The following is a 20,901-nucleotide window of genomic DNA, read 5'->3' as shown; positions in this document are numbered from 1 at the left end:
GCATATGACCGCCTCGATCTACGATATTCCGTTCAGCCGCGCCGACGGCTCTACCACAAGCCTTCGTGCATATGCCGACAGCGTCCTGCTGATCGTCAACGTCGCCTCCAAATGCGGCTACACCAAGCAGTATGATGGCCTGGAGGCGCTTTACGCATCGTATCGCGAGCGTGGCCTGGTGGTGCTCGGCTTTCCGGCCAATGACTTCGCCGGCCAGGAACCGGGCACCGACGCCGAAATCCAGGAATTCTGCCGGCTGACCTATGGTGTCGAATTCCCTGTGTTCGCCAAGATCGTAGTCAAGGGACCACAGAAGCATCCGCTCTATCGAGCGTTGATCGAGGCGCTGCCGAAGGCTGTCTTCCAACCGGGTAGCACGCTGGCGGCCCGGATGGCGGGGAAAGGTGCCGCGCCCGGACCCGACGAGGTGAGTTGGAACTTCGAGAAGTTTCTGGTCGACCGCAAGGGGATCGTTGTCGCCCGCTTTGGCTCCGAAACCGAGCCGCAGGACGAGGCGATCGTCGGCCCTCTCCGCAAGCTCCTGGCGGTGTGACGCAAGATACAGCCTGCTGGTGCGGCCCTTCCATGGCTGCGTGCTGCAAGGTTCTTGGCACCGCTGCGTTGCAGCTTCAGTGGTAAAGCCAGCCATCTAACCCGAGGAGAGTAGGCCATGGATCTGCAACTGGACGGAAAACGCGCCCTGGTCACCGGCGGCAGCAAGGGAATTGGTCGTGCCATCGCCCGGCAATTGGCCCTGGAAGGCGTCGATCTCGTCATCGCCGCACGCAACGTTGCCGATGTGGACATTGCCGCGCGCGAACTGGCTGCCGAGACCGGACGCAAGATCGTCGGACTGACCGTCGACACGCAGGACGACAGCTCGGTCAGAGCGCTGGTGGCCGCAACGGTCGCGGCGCTCGGCGGCCTCGACATTCTGGTCAACGCCGCGGCCAAACCGGGCGGGCAGGCGCCGCCGCCGAAACTGGCCGAGATCACCGACGACCTGTTCTGGGATGACGTGAATGTCAAGGTGATGGGCTATCTTCGCATGGCGCGCGAGGCTGCTCCTCACATGGCTGCCGCGGGCTGGGGCCGAATTATCAACATAAGCGGCCTCGCAGCGCGCCAGACCGGCTCGATCATCGGCTCGATCCGCAATGTTGCCGTCTCTGCCCTGACCAAGAACCTTGCCGACGAATTGGGCCCCAAGGGGATCAACGTGACGGTGGTCCATCCTGGCCTGACCCGCACCGAAAAGACCGCTCCCCTGGTCGCCGCCCGCGCGGCTTCGGCAGGCGTTTCGCCCGAGGAGATCGAACAGCGTCTTGCCGCCAATGTCACCATCGGTCGCCTCGTCGATATGGCCGAGATCGCCGACGTCGTTGCATTCCTCGCTTCGCCGCGAAGCGTTGCCATCAACGGCGACGCGATCGCATGCGGCGGCGGGGTCAAGGGGCCGATACACTATTAGCCGGCAACGGCCGGCGGCTGTTGCAGTCGGCTAATTGTGCATCAAAAATTCTCCACCCAAGGCCGCAATTCAATCTCCCACGTCCAGGCGCTTCGATGCTGCTGATGGATCGCGAGATAGGCTTCGGCGATCGCGCCCGGCGAAAGCCAACGGTCGGGCGGGGTCGAGTCTGGCGACCGCCCCGGGTCGCTGGATGCTATGCCGCCATCGATGACGAAATGCGCCACATGGATGTTCTTTGGCGCAAGCTCGCGCGCCATCGACTGCGCCAGCCCACGCAGACCAAACTTCGGCATTGCGAAACCGGCGGAATTGGCAAAGCCCTTGACGCTGGCCGTGGCTCCCGTGAACAGGATCGATCCGGCGCCCGCGGCCTGCAACCGACGTGCTGCTTGCTGACCGAACAGAAAGCCGCCATAGGCACCCACGAGCAGTGCTCTTTTCACCTCCTCCGGATCGAGATCGGCAATGCCGCCGCGCACGCGGCCGGCCGCATTGAAGATCGCCAGCGAGAGCGGGCCGACGCCATCCACCGCACGGAACAGGTTTTCCACCGATGCCGGGTCCGACACGTCGGTTGAGATCACCTCGGCCCCGGTCTCGGTGGCAAGCGCGTCGAGCTTCGCAACATTGCGCGCCGCCAGCACCAGCTTGAATCCTTGGCTGCTGAATACCCTCGCCAACGAGGCGCCAAGGCCGGACCCCACGCCTGCGATAACGGCAACTTTGCTTGTCATGGTTCTCTCCGACGTTGCGCCTTTGTGATGGGGATAAGCCCTCAGTCAGGCAGATGAATAGCTCGCTGGTTGTAAAGGATCTTTCGGATGTGGGACTGTTCCTCCGGGGTAAGCTTGCTCTGGTCGGTTGACAGGTCCGCGCCCACCGCCAGGCCACGCTGCACGCCCGGGCGCGCGCCGACCTCCTCGAACCAGCGTTTGAAATGCCTGAACTCATTGATGTCCTGGCCCTGTGCCTGCCAGTTGACGGTCCAGGGATAGCTGATGATATCGGCGATGGTGAAGTCTTCACCTGCAAGGTAGCGGCGATCGCGAAGTCGCATATTGAGGACGCCGTAGAGCCGGTTTGCTTCGTCGGTGAAGCGGCGTAGCGCATAGGACTGGTCGCCTTCCCTGTCGCCCAGCCTGCGGAAATGACCCGCTTCGCCCAGCTTCGGCCCCTGGTTGGCCATCTGCCATATCACCCACTGCGCGACATCGTACTTGGTGCGCAGGTCCTGCGGCCAGAGCTTGCCGGTCTTCTCCGCAAGATAGAACAGGATCGCGCCGGACTCGAACACGCCGACGGGCGCGCCGCCGTCTTTCGGTTCGGTATCGACGATGGCCGGCATGCGGTGGTTGGGGTTGAGCTTTAGGTATTCAGGCGTGAACTGGTCACCATGTGAGATGTCCACAGGCTTCAGTGCGTAAGGCGTGCCTGTCTCTTCCAGGAAGATCGAGATTTTTTTGCCGTTGGGCGTCGGCCAGTAATAGAGATCGATCATGCTGCGTCCTGCCTGCACTGTTGGGGAAGCGGCATCAGCTTCGCGCCATTCGCTCATGAAGCAAGCTAGACGAAATCGGGTTCCGGTTCACGAAGCGACGATCTACGGATGCACGATTTTGAGGAAAAATTGTCTGTACGAGGACGGAGGCTGAGCAAGCGTCAGGACGCGCTTGACCGTGGCCCGCGGGCAGCTACGGCACCAGCGCCGCCTACGCCGGAATAAACACCGTCAGCCTGATGCCGGATAATGGACAAATTGCTTACGTTAGTCGTGCTCGCGTGGTGCGCGGCGTGGCCAGGAGCAGGCTTGTTTCGCTGCCCGTTATGCCGGCAATCAATCGGATGCGCCGTAGCACAGCATCGAAATCTGTCAGTGATGCCGTCCCGAGTTCGACCACCAGATCCCACCGGCCATTGGTGGTGTGGATGGTCGAGACTTCCGGGAAGCCGCCCAGCGCCCGGACCACGCGGTCGGCGGCATGGCCCTCGATCTCGATGAGCATGATACCGCGGATGCGCTGATCGACGGCGTCGGCGCGCAGCACCACCGTGTACCCGATGATGTCGCCGGACCGTTCCAGGCGCTCCATACGCGCCCTGACCGTGGCGCGCGAGACGCCGAGATCGACGGCGAGATCCGACACGCTGCGCCGCGCGTCATGCCGCAGCAAGGTTACGAGCCGTTCGTCCAGTGAATCCACCAGCTTACCATTTTGACCAGTTCTGCTGCCAATACGATAAACAATGCATTTCGAATTGCCAATTCTACCTGTTCATATCGCCGGCTCGCCATGGTTCTCTCGCGGCATTCGAACTTGGCCGTGGGAAAAACAATGCGTTGCAAAATCGTCGGGGCACCGGTGCAGGACGGCGCTGGCAGAATGGGCTGCGAAATGGGGCCGAGCGCCCTGAGGACCGCCGGACTTGTTGAAGTGCTGTCCGGCCTCGGCCACGCTGTCGAGGATATGGGCGCCGTACAGGCGATGCCGGCGAGACGCATTTCGCATGGCAATCTGGCGCTGAAGGCCCTGCCCGAAATATCGGCGTGGACATCCGCCATTGCCGCGGCCGCCTACGCGGCGAGCGAGGACGCCATGCCGATCTTTCTCGGCGGCGACCACTCGATCTCGGCCGGGACCGTGTCGGGTCTCGCCCGCCGCGCCGCTGAGACCGGGCGGCCGCTGTTCGTGCTGTGGCTCGACGCGCACCCGGACTTCCACACGCTCGACACCACCGCCAGCGGTAATCTGCACGGCGTTCCGCTCGCTTACGCCAGCGGCCAGCCGGGTTTCCACGGCTATTTTCCGGATCTACCAGCAGCGGTCGATCCCATGCGTATCTGCACAATGGGCCTGCGCAGTGTCGACCCGGCCGAGCGCAGCGCGCTCAACCAGGCGGGCGTGACCGTGCACGACATGCGCGCCATCGACGAGCATGGCATCGCGCCGCTGCTGCGCGCCTTCCTGGCGCGGGTGTCTGATGAAAACGGGCTGCTGCATGTCAGTCTCGACGTTGATTTCCTCGACCCGTCGATCGCGCCCGCAGTCGGCACCACGGTTCCGGGAGGCGCGACGTTCCGTGAGGCGCATCTGGTGATGGAGATGCTGTCCGACAGCGGCCTCGTCTCCAGCCTGGACCTGGTCGAGTTGAATCCTTTTCTGGACGAGCGTGGCCGCACCGCGACGCTGATGGTCGACCTGACCGCGAGCCTGATGGGCCGCCGCATCATGGACCGGCCGACCCGCAGCCATTCCGGGAGCTTTTGATCATGACCACGGCAAAGCTGAACATCGTCCCCTTCGTCAGCGTCGACCGCATGATGAAGCTGGTGAATGTCATCGGTGTCGAGCGCTTCCTGACCGAACTCGCTGGCTACATCGAGGAAGACTTCCGTCGCTGGGACCTGTTCGACAAGACGCCGCGCATCGCCTCGCACAGCCATGACGGCGTCATCGAGTTGATGCCGACAAGCGATGGTCGCCTCTATGGCTTCAAATATGTCAACGGCCATCCGAAGAACATGCGCCAGGGTCTGCAGACGGTCACGGCCTTCGGCGTACTCGCCGATGTCGGCAGCGGCTATCCGATGCTGCTCACGGAAATGACCATCCTGACTGCCCTGCGCACCGCCGCCACGTCCGCTGTCGCGGCCAAGTATCTGGCACCGAGCGGCGCGCGCACCATGGCCATCATCGGCAATGGCGCGCAGTCGGAATTCCAGGCGATCGCCTTCAAGGCGCTGACCGGCGTCGACCGGCTGAGGCTGTACGACATCGACCGGTCCGCCTCGCGCAAATGCGCCAAGAACCTGGCTGGGATGGGATTTGACATCACCATCTGCGAAACCGGACAGGAGGCGGTCGAAGGTGCCGGGATCATCACGACCGTTACCGCAGACAAGCAGTGCGCCACCATTCTCACCGACAACATGGTCGGCTCCGGCGTCCACATCAACGCCGTCGGCGGCGACTGCCCCGGCAAGACCGAACTGCACAGGGACATCCTGCTGCGCTCGGACATCTTCGTCGAGTTCCCGCCCCAGACACGCATCGAGGGCGAGATCCAGCAGCTGAATCCCGACCATCCGGTGACCGAGCTCTGGCAAGTGATTGCCGCCAAGACCCAAGGCCGCCGAGACGCCAAGCAGATCACGCTGTTCGATTCCGTCGGCTTCGCAATCGAAGATTTTTCGGCGCTGCGCTATGTGCGTGACCAGCTGCAAGCGACTGGCCTCTATGAGGAGCTCGACCTGCTGGCCGATCCGGACGAACCGCGAGATCTGTTCGGCATGCTGCTGCGGGCCGCCATGCAGCCGGCAGCATAACGGGGCTCGTCCCGAGAACAGCCGGTCTTTGCCTTACCAGCCGAGCCAGATTTCCTCTTACGTTTGAACATAAGTTTAGACGTTCAGGGAACTGGATCGAAGGCACGAAAGACAATTCTTTACGATCCGTTAACCGCGTCGATACTTTGGCGCAAATTTCCGTTACGGAAGCCAAAAACCAGGTGCATTGGTCGCCAATCCGTTTTAGTTTACATTCTATAAATGCGTTATTCGGCGAAGTTGACTTTGAGTTAGCTACACTTTTTGTGGCCGATCCTCGCTGTAACGATCCAATACAAAATTGATCTTGCAAAGATATTGCCTGTAAAGAGCGATGAGGCTGCCCCTTCGGTGGCCGGGGGGCTTTCGTGCATTTTCTTCTGCTCGCCTTGCTGAAGAGATACGTCTTCAATCCAGCGATCGTCTTGGCAGCCCTCCTTGTCTACGGCGAAGGAATTAACCTTGCCGCAGCTCAGCAAATGTGCGGCCAGGCGCTGTCACAGTGCGACCTGCAGACCGACTCCGCATGCCTCGAGCGCACATATGCGTGCGGCGAATATGATACCGTTATCCAGTCGCTCTTCGTCGAGCGGTTCGAACCGACGCCCGACCAGAAATACTTCGTCGGCGCATCGTTTTACGGCCGCCACATCCGCGAGCGCGCCGCCGGCGTGCAGTGCGAGATGGTGAAGTTCGCGCGCGAATACCTGACCGACTACCTGTCCGGCGTCGAGGCCGAGTTCACCACCAGCGGCTCGTTCGGCACGATGCGACAGATGGATCAAATCTATCATGCCGCGCAGATGCTGACCGACCTCGGCGACGTCACCGGCTGCCCGGAATCGGCGCTGACACGCGCCACCGTCGAGGACATCGCCCGTAGCGAGGCCGTGCGCTATGCACGCTCGGTGTTCCTGCAGCCGCCGCCGGAAGCTCGTTCCTCGTTCGACACGCTGCAATTGGCGCTGAGAAGCTTCGTCAGTCGGGCGTCCGATCTCGAGACGGGCATCGCCCTGCGCCGCGTCGAGATCAAGTCGGCCGAAACGCACCTGAAGGCGATCCGCGTCATTTTCGCTGATATCTTCGGACCGGTGACCGGGGCGGGCGCGACGCTGGTCGCCAACACCTCGATCCTCGACGGCCTGGCTGCGAAGACGACGCAGATGTTGCGCTCGGTCGAAGTGTCGGAGGGAGAATTCAAGCGGGCACTGGGCAACGTCACGCCAGAGCAATACGCCAATCTCAATCGCAACACGGTCGCCAGCGCCGAGGATTTTCTCAAGGTCTCCGCCTTCCACATCAACATGATCGGGGTGCTGCTGCCGACCGATCCGGCAAAGCCCTTCTGGCGGCTGGACGCCGAGGTTCATGCCGACAACGCCGCCCAAGGCGCATTCAACGATCTCGCCAAGGTAAAGGCGGACTGGAAGGCGCACGGCGCGGCCACCGGCATCTGCGCCCAGGCAGGCGCTGCCGACAGGGTGTGGTACTGCCGATGACAACCCTCCGAGCCATCGCGTTGTCCGTGATTGTCAGTTGCGTCCTGGCCGGCGCGGCCAGCGCCGGATCGATCCTGGAGCGGGCTTACACATCGGAGAAACTCGACGGTTTCTGGAACGCGACGCTCTCCAACGCAACGCCCGAGGCCACCCGGTTCAGCCTACTTGCGCCCGGTCCTGCCGCCGTCGAACCAAGCCACGAGGCGACGCAGCCAGATTTCGGCTTGCCCTTCACCGGCGAGGTGGTCGGCGAGGCGTCGGGTTCCTCTGGCGGCAGCCGCAGCGTCGGTTTCCCGATCATCCCGCTTTCGGCCGATGACGCCTCGGTGCTGATGCGAAGGCTCGCATGGTCAGAGATCTACCTCAGCCGCTACCGCTTCTTCGCCCCAATCTCGACCGATAGCGCCGAAGAGCTCGCCGCGCTCGTCGGCCGACAATACGCCGCCGCCGTCGAGGCCTATCTGATTACCGGGCGGCTTTACTTCTCCGGGGCCGACTTGCCGGAGAAATGCCGGCACCTGACGCGGATGAACGAGATCAATGCCGGGCCTTTGTCGGGCGCCAGTCTGGATTCGTTGCCAGCGGCCTGGCGTCCGCTGTTCCCGATCGTCGAGGCGGTGCGTGCACGGCTTGGTTCGGACGCGCTGGCGAAACTGGTCTGTTCGGTCAAGCCGGTACGCGGGCGCGCCGAGACGACCGGCCTGATCGAGACGCGGGTGCGCGCGCAGATCGTCAAGGCGGTCAGAACGAAGGTCGACGACACGCTCAACCTGATGAACGCCGCTTCGACCGAATACCAGTCGCTGGTCAACGAGATGGACGTGTCGATCAAGTCGGCCGAGGTGATGGAGCTGGAGCGTGTGCTCGGCAACGCACAGGCCAACATGGTGCTCGTCAAGGAGGATCAGCTGAAGGCAGCAGAGACGATCGCCACGCTGCAGGCCGTCGACCTCTCCAGCCTCAACCAGCCGGAATCGCTGAAGGAGTTCGAAGACGGCAAGGCAAGGATGACGCAGATCGTCGGGCAGATCGAAGGCGTCATGACGGCTCTCTCCGGCCTCGCGCACGTCGTCGACGATCCGGCGATCACCGCCGAGCTTTCTTCCTGCGCAGGATTGGCCGGAGCGTATTCGAGGCTCGACCTCACGCTCGACACTGGCGCGCTGACCGCGACGATCAACGGCCCTTACGAGGACTGCATCAACCATGCCCGGGCGGTGGTCGGGCGGTTCCAGAATCCATCGCTTTCCAAGGCGCAGATGGCCGAACTCGCCCGGCACGTGCGCCAGATTTCCGAGGTCTTTCTGTCGACGGGGCAACCATGAGACGGTTCTTCCTGCTTTGCGGACTGGTCGCCAGCATCGTTTTCGGCGCTGCGGGAATGGCGCGCGGGCAGGACTGCATGGCGCTCGACGTCGACGCGGCGGCCGGCCATGCCGGCCAACTGACGACGCTGCTCAAGATCGCCAATTTCCGCGCCGACGTGAAATACATGGGTGAAGTCGCCACCGAACTCGAACAGTTCCTGACGACCTGCGGCGACGAGACGACCGGACGACTGGCGATCGTGTGCGATTTCGACTGCCACCTGCAACTTGGACGCTATCGCCTGTTCCTCGCCGCCGACATGCCCTTCCTGTCGTCGGCGAGCGGCGTCAGCCGCAACGATACGCCCGTCTCGCCGCAAGCGGCGCAGGAATTCGGCCGGCAAGGCATCGAGATCGTCGACCGGGGTCTTCGCATTCTGGCCCGACAACAAGGCGGTGACCAGGGCACCGCGGCGGGAGCAGATGCGAGTTACCGCACCTTCGTGCGGCAGCTGACGGCGCTGTCCTCGCTGAAGATCCAGCTGCTGATGAACACCGGCGACGTTTGGTACCAGACCGTCTCGGAGGCACGCGTCAAGGCGCTCGACTTCCTTGTCAACGATACGCTGGGCGCCGTCGGAGGCGCTGGCCTCGACAGCCAACCCAACCTCTCCAAGGCCTACACCAATTACGAGGCCGCGATGTGGGTGCTGGTCGAGACGCAGATGGATATTCCGGGCGAGTCCACCTACGACGACCTGCGCGCCGACCTGCTGCTGCAGCAGAGCGACCTCGATGCGCGCATGGACAGCGTGCGCAAGGGCTTCCTCTTCCTCAACATCGACCCGATGCAGTTCACGACGATCCCGTTCGAGGACCTGCAGGAGGCCCTGGCCGAGAGCGAGCAGCGGTTGACCGAGGTCGAGCGCAATGTCGAGGCGCTGGTCGAGCGGTGGTACGCCAACAAGGAAGGCGAAGCGACGCGCGCGCTCGACGAGGAGCGGACGATCCGCAGCCAGGAAGTCAACCTTATCGCCCACAAGATCGGCAAGCTGGAGCACGAGGCGCAGACCTTCGCCACCACTGTCCAGCAAGAGATCAACGCGGTCGACGCCGAGAAGGACACGTTCGGCTATCGCCAGCAGATCAGATCGCTGGAGATCGAGCTCGGTACCAAGATAGCCGAGTTCGAAAACCAGCGCCGCCAGATCAATGACAGGCAGGAACTCGACCTCATCGTCCTCTCCAAGGAGGCAGAGGTCGAGCGGCGCAACGAACTGCGCTGGCTGCTGAACTGGGAAATGACGCAGATGAACCTCGATCTGCAGATTTCCTCGCTCGAGAGCCAGATCACCGAGTATGCCCGCCAGACCGAGCGCAACGCCAACCAGCTCGAACAGGCGGTTCGCCAGCGGCAGATCCTTCAAACCCAGATCGCCAACAACCAGGGCGCGATCGCCCGCGCCAACGACACAATCACCGAACTGCAACTGCGCCAGACCGACCTCTATCAGCGCCGCCGGGCCGTCGACCGCGAGCAGCTTTGCGGCATCGAGAATCAACTCGCCCTGATCGGAGATACGGCCGACCATCCGTTCACGCCGCTGCTCGCGGGCGAACAGGCATGCCAGACCGTGACGCCGGCCTTCACGCGCAACCAATACGTTGCCCAGATGTGCGGGCCGGACGGTCAGTCGGGCCTCAGGGCCCAGCTCTTGAACTCGCAGACACAAGCGAAAGCGTTCCTGATGAAGTGCGTCATCGGCAGCGCCGACTTCGCCGATGTCGAGCCGCTGATCGCCGACCAGCAGATGATCACATCGAACATCCCGCTGCCGCAGGAACTTGCGAACGTCGATTGCGGTTCTTTTTCCCAGACGGAAACGGACTTCGCCAAGAAACTCTACGAAGCCGAGAGGGACCTCTATGCGAAGAGGAAGGCGGACCTCGAGGAGGCGCGTGACCAGGTCGACGGCCAGTTGTCGGAAGTGATCGCCTGGTTCGTCGCGTTCAACGGCACCACACAGGCCGCGCAGGTCATCCTGACTTCGGTGCAAGGTGCATACTCGATCGGCGCCGCGGTGCCCGAAATCATCACCTGCGCCTGCGGTTTGGGCAGCGGCGTCGCGACTGTCGTGGACGTCGCCAAACCGATCAGGGCGGCCTTGGAAGCGGCCCAATCCATTCTGTCGACGATCATCACCACCGGCCAGATCACTCAGGCGAATATTAATGAAATCAACGCGCTGAAACAGCGCCTCACGCAGCTCCGCCAGGCGATTGGCCAACTCGATCTCGACAAGGCGCTCAAAGCAAGGGCGCTGGTCGACACGCATTTCCAATTGGCCGGCCGGTTGGCGCAAGGGGCGCAGGAGATCAAGGAATTGGCGCTACAGGGCTCGATGGCGGCGGTTGACTGCCAGAGCCAGGATCTCAGCATCGACGAGCAGGTGGCGCGGCTCAAGTCCGACCACGAACGCATCCTCGCCGGGCTCGACCTTCAGGCGCGCGAGAACGACATGCTGAGTTTCCAGATTACGGACCAGCAGCGCACGATCGACCGGCTGACCAACGAGATCGCGATCCTCAATCTCGAACTCGACAAGCTGTCCCTGTCGGAAGCCCAGCTCAACCAGGACAATGCACGTGTCGCCGAACTGGTCGCGGCAACCAACGGCCGCATCGACCGCGTCCGCGCCGCGCAGACGACAGTGACAGGCCTCGCCGAGGAATCAAATGCCTCGACCAACCTGATCAACGAACTGCGCGACCGGCAGAAGGACAAGATGCTGGCGCTGAACGATGCCGAACTCGCCTTCGTCGAGCAGCGCATCACGCAGTCGCGTGGCAACACCGAGGGACTCGTCGCGGGACTGAACCAGGCCAAGGATCTTGGTCTGAAGAGCCGCGCGCTGCAGGACAGCATCCTGAAGTTCCAGAGCAACGTTCAGGCCGAGGTGACAAAGCAGCAGGAGGACATGACCAAGCTCGTCACCCAGATCGACGATCCGGCGACGCGCAAGAATCTGTTCATCGCGACCCAGGACACCATCGCCGACCTGATGAAGGGCATTCCCGAATATCTGGTGACCAAGCGGCGCGTGCTCGAGACCGCCAACCGGCTGATGCACCTGATGCGGCGCCGCTTTGAAGTGGTGCAGGCCTTCACCGGCGACGCGGCGACAGTGCCCGCGGTCTATGTGCGCAACGCAACCCAGCTCCAGGCGATGATCGACGACATCGTTGCCAAGCGCTTCTTCGACGAGCGGCAGATCAACATCGATGTCGCCCAGATCGTCGTGCCCGCCAATTCAGGTTTCGCCCGCAAGCTGGCGCTCGACGAGAATGTCGAGTTCGAGGTTTCCCCTTTCGCGTCGACCGACGCGCTGATGAAGGCAAACGGCTATTTCGCGCTGTGGGCGCCCAACAAATTCCGCGAGCGCAAGAACCTGACCCTGATCGATGTCTTCGCCGGCACCGACTACCAGTGCACGGGGGCGCAGTGGAACCGCTTCGCCCTGCAACACCGCGGCAGCGGCTTCATCTTCAAGCCGCTGACCAAGGGGTCGAGCGAGGTCCGCGCAGACATTTCGGTCGGGCCGGAGCGCGTCGCGTTGCAGACCTTCTTCAACCAGGCCGACAGTGGCGACGAGATCAGCCGGATCATCCGCTACTGGGTGCAGGATCGCTACCAGGCGCGCAAATTCCCGCGCGCGCCCGGACCATCGAACGACACCAGCCTGATCCTGCCTTATCTCGGCGCGCCGCTGATCGGCTCCTACCGGCTGTCGCTGCAGCCGAGCGACTGCCCGTTCGACGGCGCCGTGTTCACCCTCTATTTCATCTTCGCGAGCGCGCCATGAGAGCCGTCGTCGCCACAGCAGCGCTCGGTCTGGCGCTCAGCGCGACGGGAGCGGCCGCGCGCGACCTCTTCGTCGACAATCTCGCCGGCTATACGATCGAATCGCGCGTTCTCGACGCTCCCAACTGCGAGGGGCCGGCCATTCCGGACGGCACGCTGAAGACCTTCGAGCAAGGCCTCTGCGTCTTCCACCGCCCGGCCCGCAGTCCGAGCGACAGCGAACGTGCGGCGAACCTGATGCGGGAGGCGCAGACACGCGGACTGCCGCCCGTCCACCAGCAACTCGCCGGGCTGATTTCAGGCTTGGCGACCTGCGCCGAGGCTACGCGTCACCTCGACGCCTACCGGGCTTCCGGCAACCAGAACCGGATGGAGCAGACGCTGTTCTGCCGCGACCGGCGGCACAGCCAGGCCGACCTGAACGCGATCGAATGGAACCATGCGCTGTTCGAATATGCCGACGGGCTCGCTTCGAACCGAACGCTCGACCAGAGGCTGGCCGAGATGAGCGCCTGCCAGGCCGGGCCCTTGAGCGCCGATTTCGACGCCCAGTGCGGCCTGATCTCCAATCTGTCCGACACCGAGATCGATGCCTTCGCCGACGGGGCCGCCGGCAAAGTCATCGAGAGCTACTTCGCCAGCGTCGAGAGCCCGATCACCGCGATGTTTTCGCGCAAGCTGAAACGAGCCGAGGGCCTGGTGCAGAGTTCGCGCGCCGGCATCGATGACATCAAGGCGGGCGCCGACACAGTGAACAAGGAATACGCCGCATTGAACCAGGTCTACGAAGCGGCGCGCGACACAAAGATGGGGCCGATCTACAACGCCTACCGCGAGGCGATCCTGAGGGCGACCTCGATCCTCGACGAGTTCGACCGGTGGAAGGGCGGGCTGTTCATAACCTCGGAAAACATCAACCTGATGCCGAAGATCACCGAACGATCGGGCGAGATCGCGGGCGAGAAGACGCGCGTCGACGGCCTCGCCTTCGAGGCCAAGGCGAGCGCGCTGGTCGGTGACATCAAGCGCATCATCAATGCCGACACCGAGAACCGCGCCGCGGTCGCCGCCTTCTGCCGCATCTATTTCTGCGAACTGACCAACCGCCGCGCGATGGCCGACGTCATCCGGACCTGCCGTCGGCCGGCGCTTGCCAACAACCCGCTGTGTGTCGGCCAGAACGGGCAGATCACCAATGGAACTCTTACGGTCGATTTCCAAGGGCCGCATTCGATCACGGTCAAGGCGCTGTGCCAGTCAGCCGGCCTCGATCCTTTGATGACCGAGGTCAATATGGACCCCGCCCGCGCCGCAAGCTGCTTGAGCGAATTGAGATGAGACAGGCGGTCGTGTTGCTCACCCTGGTTCTCGCGGGCACGTCAGTGGCCCGCGCCGAGCCGCAGCTTGCCGCTTTCGTCACCGACCAGAACAACGACGTCTATGTCGCGCTTTTCGACGGCAAGGCGGTGGAACTTGCCGGCTGCTCCAGCCCGGGCCAGGCGAAAAGGTTGCTGCACCTGGCTGACACCGCGCTAGTCTCGGAGGCGACGCTCGCCAAGCTTCAAACTGAAAACAGTTTTGGGACGCAGCCGCGGCTGCCATGCCCCGGGACGGCATTCAATATCGACTGGCCGGCGACGACCGCGATCTGGGCCGATGTCGAAGCATCCGGCAACTACTATCTGCCTTCCCCCTCGGGCACCGGCTATTTCGCCGTGCCCACTGCCTGCGCCGAGATCAAGGCGGCACTTGCCATCCGCGAGCGGCTGCAACTGCCGGGCGTGCTCCAGGGTTTCGCCGCACCGCCCGACGTCGGGACACCGTTCGTACTCGATTGCGGGCGCGGCGATCTCGGCGGTCCATCGGACATAGCGGCGGCGAGCGTGGCCCGTTGGAGCCTGCACCGGTTCGAAACCTTCCTCAGCGCCGAAAGCATCGGAGACACGGTCTATGTCGTGCGCTACACGCCGCCAGGCGAAGGCGCGCAGCCCTCCTACCTGCCGATTGCGCGCCTGGACGGCAAGGCGACGCGCGACGTCATCGCCGATGTGGCCGCAGCGGAAGCGGCGGAGACGAAGCTGCGGGCATTCTTCGGCATCGCCGAGGCCGAGGGGGTAACCCTGCTCGGCGCCGACGCTGTGGCGGCGCTTCGTTCGGCGCCCTTCGTTGACCTGTGTCTGTCGAATTGCGATGGCTATCAGCGCGAGCACGCGGCCTTCGCGCAGCCCGGCATCGACCTCGGCCTGTCGCCGCTGTCCGCTGGCCTGTCCATCACCTCGCTCGACCCCCTCGGCAATACGCGGCTGGACTGGACCTTCGCGGAAGGGCGCACGCTGTCCTTCACGGGCTGCCCGCTTCTGACATCGGCGCTCGGCCTGTCCGCACCCGGCATTGGCGACTGGATGGGCGAGACAGATCGCGCGCTGACCGCCACTCCGCCGCCGGGTACCGGCTTCGACTGTCGGGGGTCGGCCAGCGATACCTGCGTTCGCCGCGTCAATGATGGCGGTACGCTGACGATGGCGCAATTCTCATCCGAGGGCGATTGCGCCGGGCGGACGAATCTCAGGCTCGAACTGCCCGCATCGCTCAAGACGCCGCAGACGCTGATCCTGAAGGGATTGCCGTTCAAGACGGTGCACATGGCGCCGGCCCCCGGCGTCGCCCGCACGCGGCTCGTCGGCACCGCCAACCGGGTGCCGGCCGGCACGTCCTCATGCATCCTGTCCGCGACCGGGGTGATCATCGTCGCGGACGGGTTGCCTCGGCTCGAACTCGAGCGGATCGATCTGGCGCGGGCGGCCGATCAAACGACCGATGAGGTCGTCGCCGTGATCGCCCAAAACGGCGCGGTCGCGCTCGACGATGTGACCATCGGCACCGTGGCGGACGGACTGTCACCGATGGCGCGCGGCGCGTCGCTGTGCCTGGCCGACCTTTATGCGCGAGGGCTCAGAGTTGAAGCAGACATGCTGGCGATCCAGGGCGTTCGGGCCCGGCTGCTGATCTCGGCCCAGGCGCCGGTCCGCTCCACCCTCGTGCGCGCGCGTTTCGGCGCGGTGCTCACTTCCGACAGCCTGATGCGGATGGACTTCACCGACATCGCCGCAGCCAATCCGCTGGTGTTGCGCGGGGCGGTCGTGGCGGGTCGCTCGGACGGGCTGGCGCCGACGGCAGCCGGCCTTGCGGTCGGCTCCGCTATCCAGCTCGAGCGCGGTTCGTCGGCGAATTTCACCACCTCGACGGTGTCCGGCTTCCGCTGCGCGGTCAGTTTCGCCGACAGCGCCTCCAGCGCCAGTTTCCTGCTGCCGGGCAACGACATCGCACACGACAATACCAGCCGGGCCTGCGGGCCGGGCCGCTTCAGCCTCGTCGAATAGAGCGGAAGGAGGATTGGCAGATGAACCGTATCGCCCGATCGCTGCTCCACCTGCTGGCGCTGCTCGCGGTGATCCATGCCGGTCCGGCCCGGGCCGAGGAACCAAAGGTCGTCCTGTTGGAAGACCCGACGCTGAACGCCACGCGCTTGCACTATCCGCTGCTCATCTCCGAAGGTCGCGGCTACCGCATCCGCTGCAACGACCAGGCAGACGAGGAAGCGGTGATCCGCGGACTGGGCTTCGCCACCGTCCCCTCGCAAGTGCTGACCGTCGTCGACAACGCAGTCATCGCGGCCGACCCAGCCGCCAATCCGCTGTTGTGTCCATCCGGCGAGAACTACCCGATCAAGGTCTTTGCGCATGATGGCGGCAGCGGCATCGTCTACTATCTGCAGTTCCCGACCGATTTCGGTTCGCCATCCCTTTCCGACCAACTCTACATTCCCGGCTGCGGGCCTTTGGTCGAGGGACTGAAGCTCGACCTCAATCAGGCGATCAACGCCGACCCGACCCCATTCTTCGCCGGAAAGGTCCATACCATCGCATGCGTTGCGGGGCCGCCGGTTGTCGGAAGGACGACGACCTTCGCCAGTTGGTGCATCAAGGATGACCTTGATCCGGCCCAGCAGACGACGGTCGAGGAACTGCTCGACCTGACACCCGGCGGCGCCGCGGCCCTTGGCAATCCGGTGGCGTGCGCAAGCGCACAGGATTTTCTCGCGTCGAGCACGACACTCGACCTGGCCGGGCGACGGCTGACAAACCTCGAGCCGCTGGCGACACTTACCCATCTGACGAGCCTGACCTTGTCCGGCAATGAAATTACCGACATACGCGAGCTGGAAAAGCTGACCAAGCTTACGTTCCTCGATCTGTCGCGCAATCGGATCAGCAACATCAGCGTGGCGGCGGCGATGAAGGATCTGGCCGAGGCCGACCTCAGCTCCAACCAGATCGCCGATCTACGGCCGCTCGCCTCGGCACGGGCGCTGACCCGGCTGGTTCTGGCCAGCAACAAGATCGTCGACGTGTCGCCACTACGGTTTCTGCAAGAGCTCACCGCGCTTGACCTGTCGAAGAACCGGATCACGGATGCGCGTCCCTTGATGAGCCTGACCAAACTCGCCGCTCCGAACCTGCGCGCAAACCGCTTGGCCACGGCGCAATCCGTCAGCGCCATCCTGCCATTCAATCCGTCGCTGGACGGCAATCCGGTCTGCATCAGTCGACCGGAGCAATCGACCGTGGCCTCCGGCAAGATTTTTGAAGCCTGCATCACGGCAGTGAAGGAAGGCGACGTGGTGCTGGCAAACATGCAGACCGGCAAGTGCCTGGCTGTGGCCGAGGGGCGCCTCGACAACAACGCCCCGGCCGTCCAGTTCAATTGCGACGGCGACCAGTGGCGTCGCTGGAAACTGGTCGAGACGGATGATGGTTTTCAGCTGCAGAACGTACGGACCGGAAAATGCCTGACGATTGCCGGCGGGGTCAGCACCGATAACAACGTCCCTGCCCTCCAATTCGACTGCGACCGGGACGCATCGCGACATTGGAAGCTGACCGCAACCGGCGACGGCTTCCAGGCTGAAAACGTGCAGACCGGGAAATGCCTGACAATTGCCGGCGGGGAGAGCACCGACGACGACGTCCCTGCCCTCCAGTTCAACTGCGACCGACATCCGTCGCGGTTCTGGAGCATCCGGGCGGCTGACCCCGAGGTGATGCTGGTGAACAGGCAAACCGAAAGGTGCCTGTCGGTCGCGGAAGGAAGAACCGACAACAACGCACCGACGGTGCAATTCGACTGCAACGGCAGTCAATGGCAGCGCTGGAGGCTGGTTGAGACAGGCGACGGCTTCCAGGTGGCGAACGCCCAGACGGGCAAGTGCCTGACGATTGCCGGCGGGATCAGCACCGAAAACAACATCCCGGCCTTGCAGTTCAACTGTGACAGCGACCCTTCGCGCCGCTGGAACCTGGTCGAGACGCGCGACGGTGTTCAGGCGGAAAACGTCCAGACGGGCAAGTGCCTGACCATTGCCGGCGGAGTGAGCAACTTGAACAACATCCCGGCCCTTCAGTTCACCTGCGACCGCGATCCGTCAGGCTACTGGACCATCAAGGCGGCGGACGAGAGGTAGTGCTGCCAGTCGCCCGGGCTGATTGAGCCGCAACGATCAGCCTGAGCTCGAAAGGAGAGATCCGATGAACCGCATCGCCCAATTGCTCCTTGTTGTGGTCGTGCTCGTGGCCGCCGGGCCGGCCCGCGCGGACGAGCCGAAGGTTGTGCTGTTCGAGGATCCGGGGCTGGAGGCGAACCGGCTGCACTATCCGCTGCTTATCTCGGACGGGCGCGGCTACCGCATCCGCTGCAAGGATCAGGCGGACGAGGAAGCGGTGATCCGCGGCCTTGGGTTCGCGACGGTTCCTTCGGAGGTGCTGACCGCCGTCGACAGCGCAATCGTCGCCGCGGATCCCGCCGCCAATCCACTGCTGTGCCCGTCGGGCGACACATATCCGATCAAGGTTTTCGCGCACGATAATGGCAGCGGCCTCGTCTACTACCTGCAATTCCCCTCCGACTTCGGCGCGACGACGTTTTCCGACCGGCTCTACATTCCGAGCTGCGCGCCGCTGGTCACCGAGCTGAAGCTCAATCTCGACCAGGCTCTGAACGCCGACCCAACGCCGTTCTTCGCCGGCAAGATCCACACCATCACGTGCCTCTCCGGCGCGCCGCTGGTCGACAAGCCGACGACCTTCGCAAAGTGGTGCGTCAAGGGTGACCGCACGCCGGCTGAGACGGCGACCGTGATGGCGGTTCTCGATTCAACGCCCGGCGGGGTCTCGGCGCTCGGCGACCCGGCCGCCTGCGCCGCGGCACAGGCCTTTCTGGAATCGATCACAACGCTCAACCTGAACGGCAAGGGCGTGCAGTCGATCGAGCCGATTGCGGTGCTGAAGAACCTCACGAGCCTGTCGATCGCCGACAATTCGATCACCGACCTCGGGCCGCTGACCAAGCTCAAAACGCTGACCTTCCTCGACATTTCCGGCAATCACGTCGGCAACATCAACGCGCTGGCGCCGCTCATCGCGCTGACGCGGGCCGACGTCTCCGACAACGACATCATCGACATCCGCGCCCTGTCGGCGCTGGCGCTGCTCACCAACCTTACGCTCGACAACAACAAGATCGCCAGCCTCGAGCCGCTGCAATTCCTGCAGGCGCTCTCGACACTGTCCATCGCCAACAATGGACTGACAGGCGACATGCTCGATCCGCTCAGCGCCCTCGGCGGCCTGACCAGCCTCAACCTCGCCAACAACAAGATCGAGACCTTCGCCAATCTCGGCAGCTTCCCCTCGACGCTGGCCATCAACCTCAGCGGCAATCCAATCGTCTCGGACGGCGGGCAGAGCTTTGTTGACCTGTGCGTGCTGCATCGCGACGCGGCGACCCCGCTTGGGCAGACCATCCGCGCCATGGTCGAATTGGAGGGCGGCGGCACGTGCGCCGCGGTCGGCAACAACCTGCTGGCGACCACGGCGCTCGACCTTTCGTCGAAGATCGTCAGCGACCTACGTCCGCTCGCGACCTTGCCGCAACTCACCTCGCTCAACCTGTCGAGCAATGCTATCACCGACGTCGCGCCGCTTGCCGGCCTGACCAACCTCGGCATACTCAACCTGTCAAAGAATTCGATCGTCAATGTCAGGCCGCTGGCAGCGCTGTCGGGCCTGATCAATCTCGATCTTTCCGACAATCCCGTGCAAGCGACCGACTTCCTGTCGGCATGCTTGATGCGGAACCAGACTGACTTTCTGACTCCCGCGCAAGCCACGGAAGTGAATGCGCTGCTGTCGATCTCGGGCAAGGCTGCCTGCGGCAAAGCCTACGACGATCTCAATTCACGCCAGTTCGCCGACGCGAAGAACCGCGGGTTGACCAGCGTGTCGCTCTTCCCGGTGATGGCCAATCTCACCTCCATCGACCTGTCCGACAACCAGTTGTCCGACGTCTCGGCGCTGTCGGCGATACCGGGGCTGACGAAGCTTTGGATCCGCAACAACCAGATCCCCTCGATCCAGGGCGTCCTGCAACTGCGCCGCCTCGAACAACTGAGCATCGACGGCAATCCCGTGTCGAACCTGATCGGCATCGGGATGCTCAACAAGCTGACCAAGCTCTATTTCTCGAATACACACGTGCAATCCGTGACGCCGTTGGCGGACCTGCCGCTGCTCGACGACGCCGGTATGCGCAACCTGCCGCTGCAATACGCCAGCTTCGCCGAATACTGCATCGTCTACCGGTTCGATTCGATCGCGCTCGGCGACGCGCGAGGCTTCATGGCGGCGCTCGACAGCCGCATGCAGGCCGACCACGTCGATAGCGCCGATTGCAGTGCTGCGCAGAACTGGGCGCAGTCACTGACCAGCCTGACGCTGAACAAGAAGTCGATCATCGCCGTCAACCCCGTGGTCCATTTTCGGGCGCTGGGAGAACTTAACCTGTTCGACAATGTGATCACCGACGCGTCCCCGATCGCTTCGCTGACGGGACTCCAGAAACTGAACCTCGCCACCAACCGGCTGTCGGCGATCCCGCGCTTCAGCTCGAGCGGGCTCAAATACATCTACCTGAACGACAATCAGATCACCGACGTCGGCAATCTGTCGAACATGCCGGCGTTGTCGAATGTCGATCTGCGCAACAACCGGGTCTTCAATGCGCTGCCGCTCGGCTCGCTTCCGGCGCTGTCGATCGTCGATCTGCGAGGCAACCGGATCGAGAACTTCGTTCACGTTCATCCGGTGATCGGAAAATCCTATCTCGGCAACAATCCGATCTGCTCGTTCCCGCAGCCGCTCACCCCACAAGTCGCCGAAGCCTGCAAGCGCGAGCCGTCGCGCATCCTGGACGTCAATATTCACGTGTTCGATGAAATTGCCGTCCAGCCTTTGGTCGTCTGTCCGCGTCCCAGCTGCCTGCAGCTCCAGCCCCACGTCATCGTGGGCCCGCTCATTCACCAGTAATGCCTGCACCCGGAG

14 protein-coding genes are annotated in these 20,901 nt (G+C 63.5%); 11 read left to right on the top strand and 3 right to left on the bottom strand.

Going from position 1 to position 20,901, the window contains the following annotated elements; genetic code table 11:
* The first annotated feature begins 4 nt into the window (after nt 1-4).
* A complete protein-coding gene (locus tag AC1DYW_RS07410) occupies nt 5-553 on the top strand; it encodes a glutathione peroxidase (protein ID WP_477225657.1) in 549 nt (182 codons plus the stop codon).
* Nucleotides 554-670: 117 nt separating this feature from the next.
* Nucleotides 671-1,471 (top strand): SDR family oxidoreductase, encoded by an 801-nt coding sequence (locus AC1DYW_RS07405; protein ID WP_477225656.1) that lies wholly within the window; start codon nt 671-673, stop codon nt 1,469-1,471.
* Between the two features lie 41 nt (nt 1,472-1,512).
* Here the strand turns inward: AC1DYW_RS07405 and AC1DYW_RS07400 are convergent, their stop codons facing one another.
* The 3 genes from AC1DYW_RS07400 to AC1DYW_RS07390 form a co-directional block, all read right to left on the bottom strand.
* Nucleotides 1,513-2,208, bottom strand: a complete 696-nt coding sequence (locus AC1DYW_RS07400) for an SDR family NAD(P)-dependent oxidoreductase (RefSeq protein ID WP_477225655.1) — start codon at nt 2,206-2,208, stop codon at nt 1,513-1,515.
* Nucleotides 2,209-2,249: 41 nt separating this feature from the next.
* Nucleotides 2,250-2,972, bottom strand: a complete 723-nt coding sequence (locus AC1DYW_RS07395) for a glutathione binding-like protein (RefSeq protein WP_477225654.1) — start codon at nt 2,970-2,972, stop codon at nt 2,250-2,252.
* Between the two features lie 262 nt (nt 2,973-3,234).
* Complete coding sequence (locus AC1DYW_RS07390) at nt 3,235-3,675, bottom strand: Lrp/AsnC family transcriptional regulator (protein ID WP_477225653.1); 441 nt, start codon at nt 3,673-3,675, stop codon at nt 3,235-3,237.
* A 132-nt stretch (nt 3,676-3,807) separates the two neighbouring features.
* Between AC1DYW_RS07390 and rocF the strand changes: the two genes are divergently transcribed.
* From rocF to AC1DYW_RS07345, 9 genes are all read left to right on the top strand, one after another.
* Nucleotides 3,808-4,740 (top strand): arginase, encoded by a 933-nt coding sequence (rocF, locus tag AC1DYW_RS07385; RefSeq protein WP_477225652.1) that lies wholly within the window; start codon nt 3,808-3,810, stop codon nt 4,738-4,740.
* Between the two features lie 2 nt (nt 4,741-4,742).
* Nucleotides 4,743-5,798, top strand: a complete 1,056-nt coding sequence (locus tag AC1DYW_RS07380) for an ornithine cyclodeaminase (protein WP_477225651.1) — start codon at nt 4,743-4,745, stop codon at nt 5,796-5,798.
* A gap of 368 nt (nt 5,799-6,166) precedes the next feature.
* Nucleotides 6,167-7,297 carry a hypothetical protein gene (locus AC1DYW_RS07375; protein WP_477225650.1) on the top strand — a complete coding sequence of 377 codons (1,131 nt, stop codon included), beginning with the start codon at nt 6,167-6,169 and terminating at the stop codon, nt 7,295-7,297.
* Nucleotides 7,294-8,622, top strand: coding sequence for a hypothetical protein (locus AC1DYW_RS07370; protein ID WP_477225649.1), 1,329 nt, complete (start codon nt 7,294-7,296; stop codon nt 8,620-8,622). Before AC1DYW_RS07375 ends, AC1DYW_RS07370 begins: the two co-directional genes overlap by 4 nt.
* A complete protein-coding gene (locus AC1DYW_RS07365) occupies nt 8,619-12,467 on the top strand; it encodes a coiled-coil domain-containing protein (protein WP_477225648.1) in 3,849 nt (1,282 codons plus the stop codon). The genes AC1DYW_RS07370 and AC1DYW_RS07365 overlap by 4 nt, the downstream gene beginning before the upstream one ends.
* Nucleotides 12,464-13,804 (top strand): hypothetical protein, encoded by a 1,341-nt coding sequence (locus AC1DYW_RS07360; RefSeq protein ID WP_477225647.1) that lies wholly within the window; start codon nt 12,464-12,466, stop codon nt 13,802-13,804. The genes AC1DYW_RS07365 and AC1DYW_RS07360 overlap by 4 nt, the downstream gene beginning before the upstream one ends.
* Nucleotides 13,801-15,846, top strand: coding sequence for a hypothetical protein (locus AC1DYW_RS07355; RefSeq protein ID WP_477225646.1), 2,046 nt, complete (start codon nt 13,801-13,803; stop codon nt 15,844-15,846). The genes AC1DYW_RS07360 and AC1DYW_RS07355 overlap by 4 nt, the downstream gene beginning before the upstream one ends.
* A gap of 20 nt (nt 15,847-15,866) precedes the next feature.
* Nucleotides 15,867-17,987, top strand: a complete 2,121-nt coding sequence (locus tag AC1DYW_RS07350) for an RICIN domain-containing protein (RefSeq protein WP_477225645.1) — start codon at nt 15,867-15,869, stop codon at nt 17,985-17,987.
* A gap of 64 nt (nt 17,988-18,051) precedes the next feature.
* The gene (locus AC1DYW_RS07345) at nt 18,052-20,886 is read left to right on the top strand and encodes a leucine-rich repeat domain-containing protein (protein WP_477225644.1); all 2,835 of its coding nucleotides are present in this window, start codon (nt 18,052-18,054) and stop codon (nt 20,884-20,886) included.
* Nucleotides 20,887-20,901: the final 15 nt, after the last annotated feature.

This window comes from Mesorhizobium sp. P2_D5 (assembly GCF_056404355.1).
This window is presented reverse-complemented; position numbering and strand designations above follow the sequence as displayed.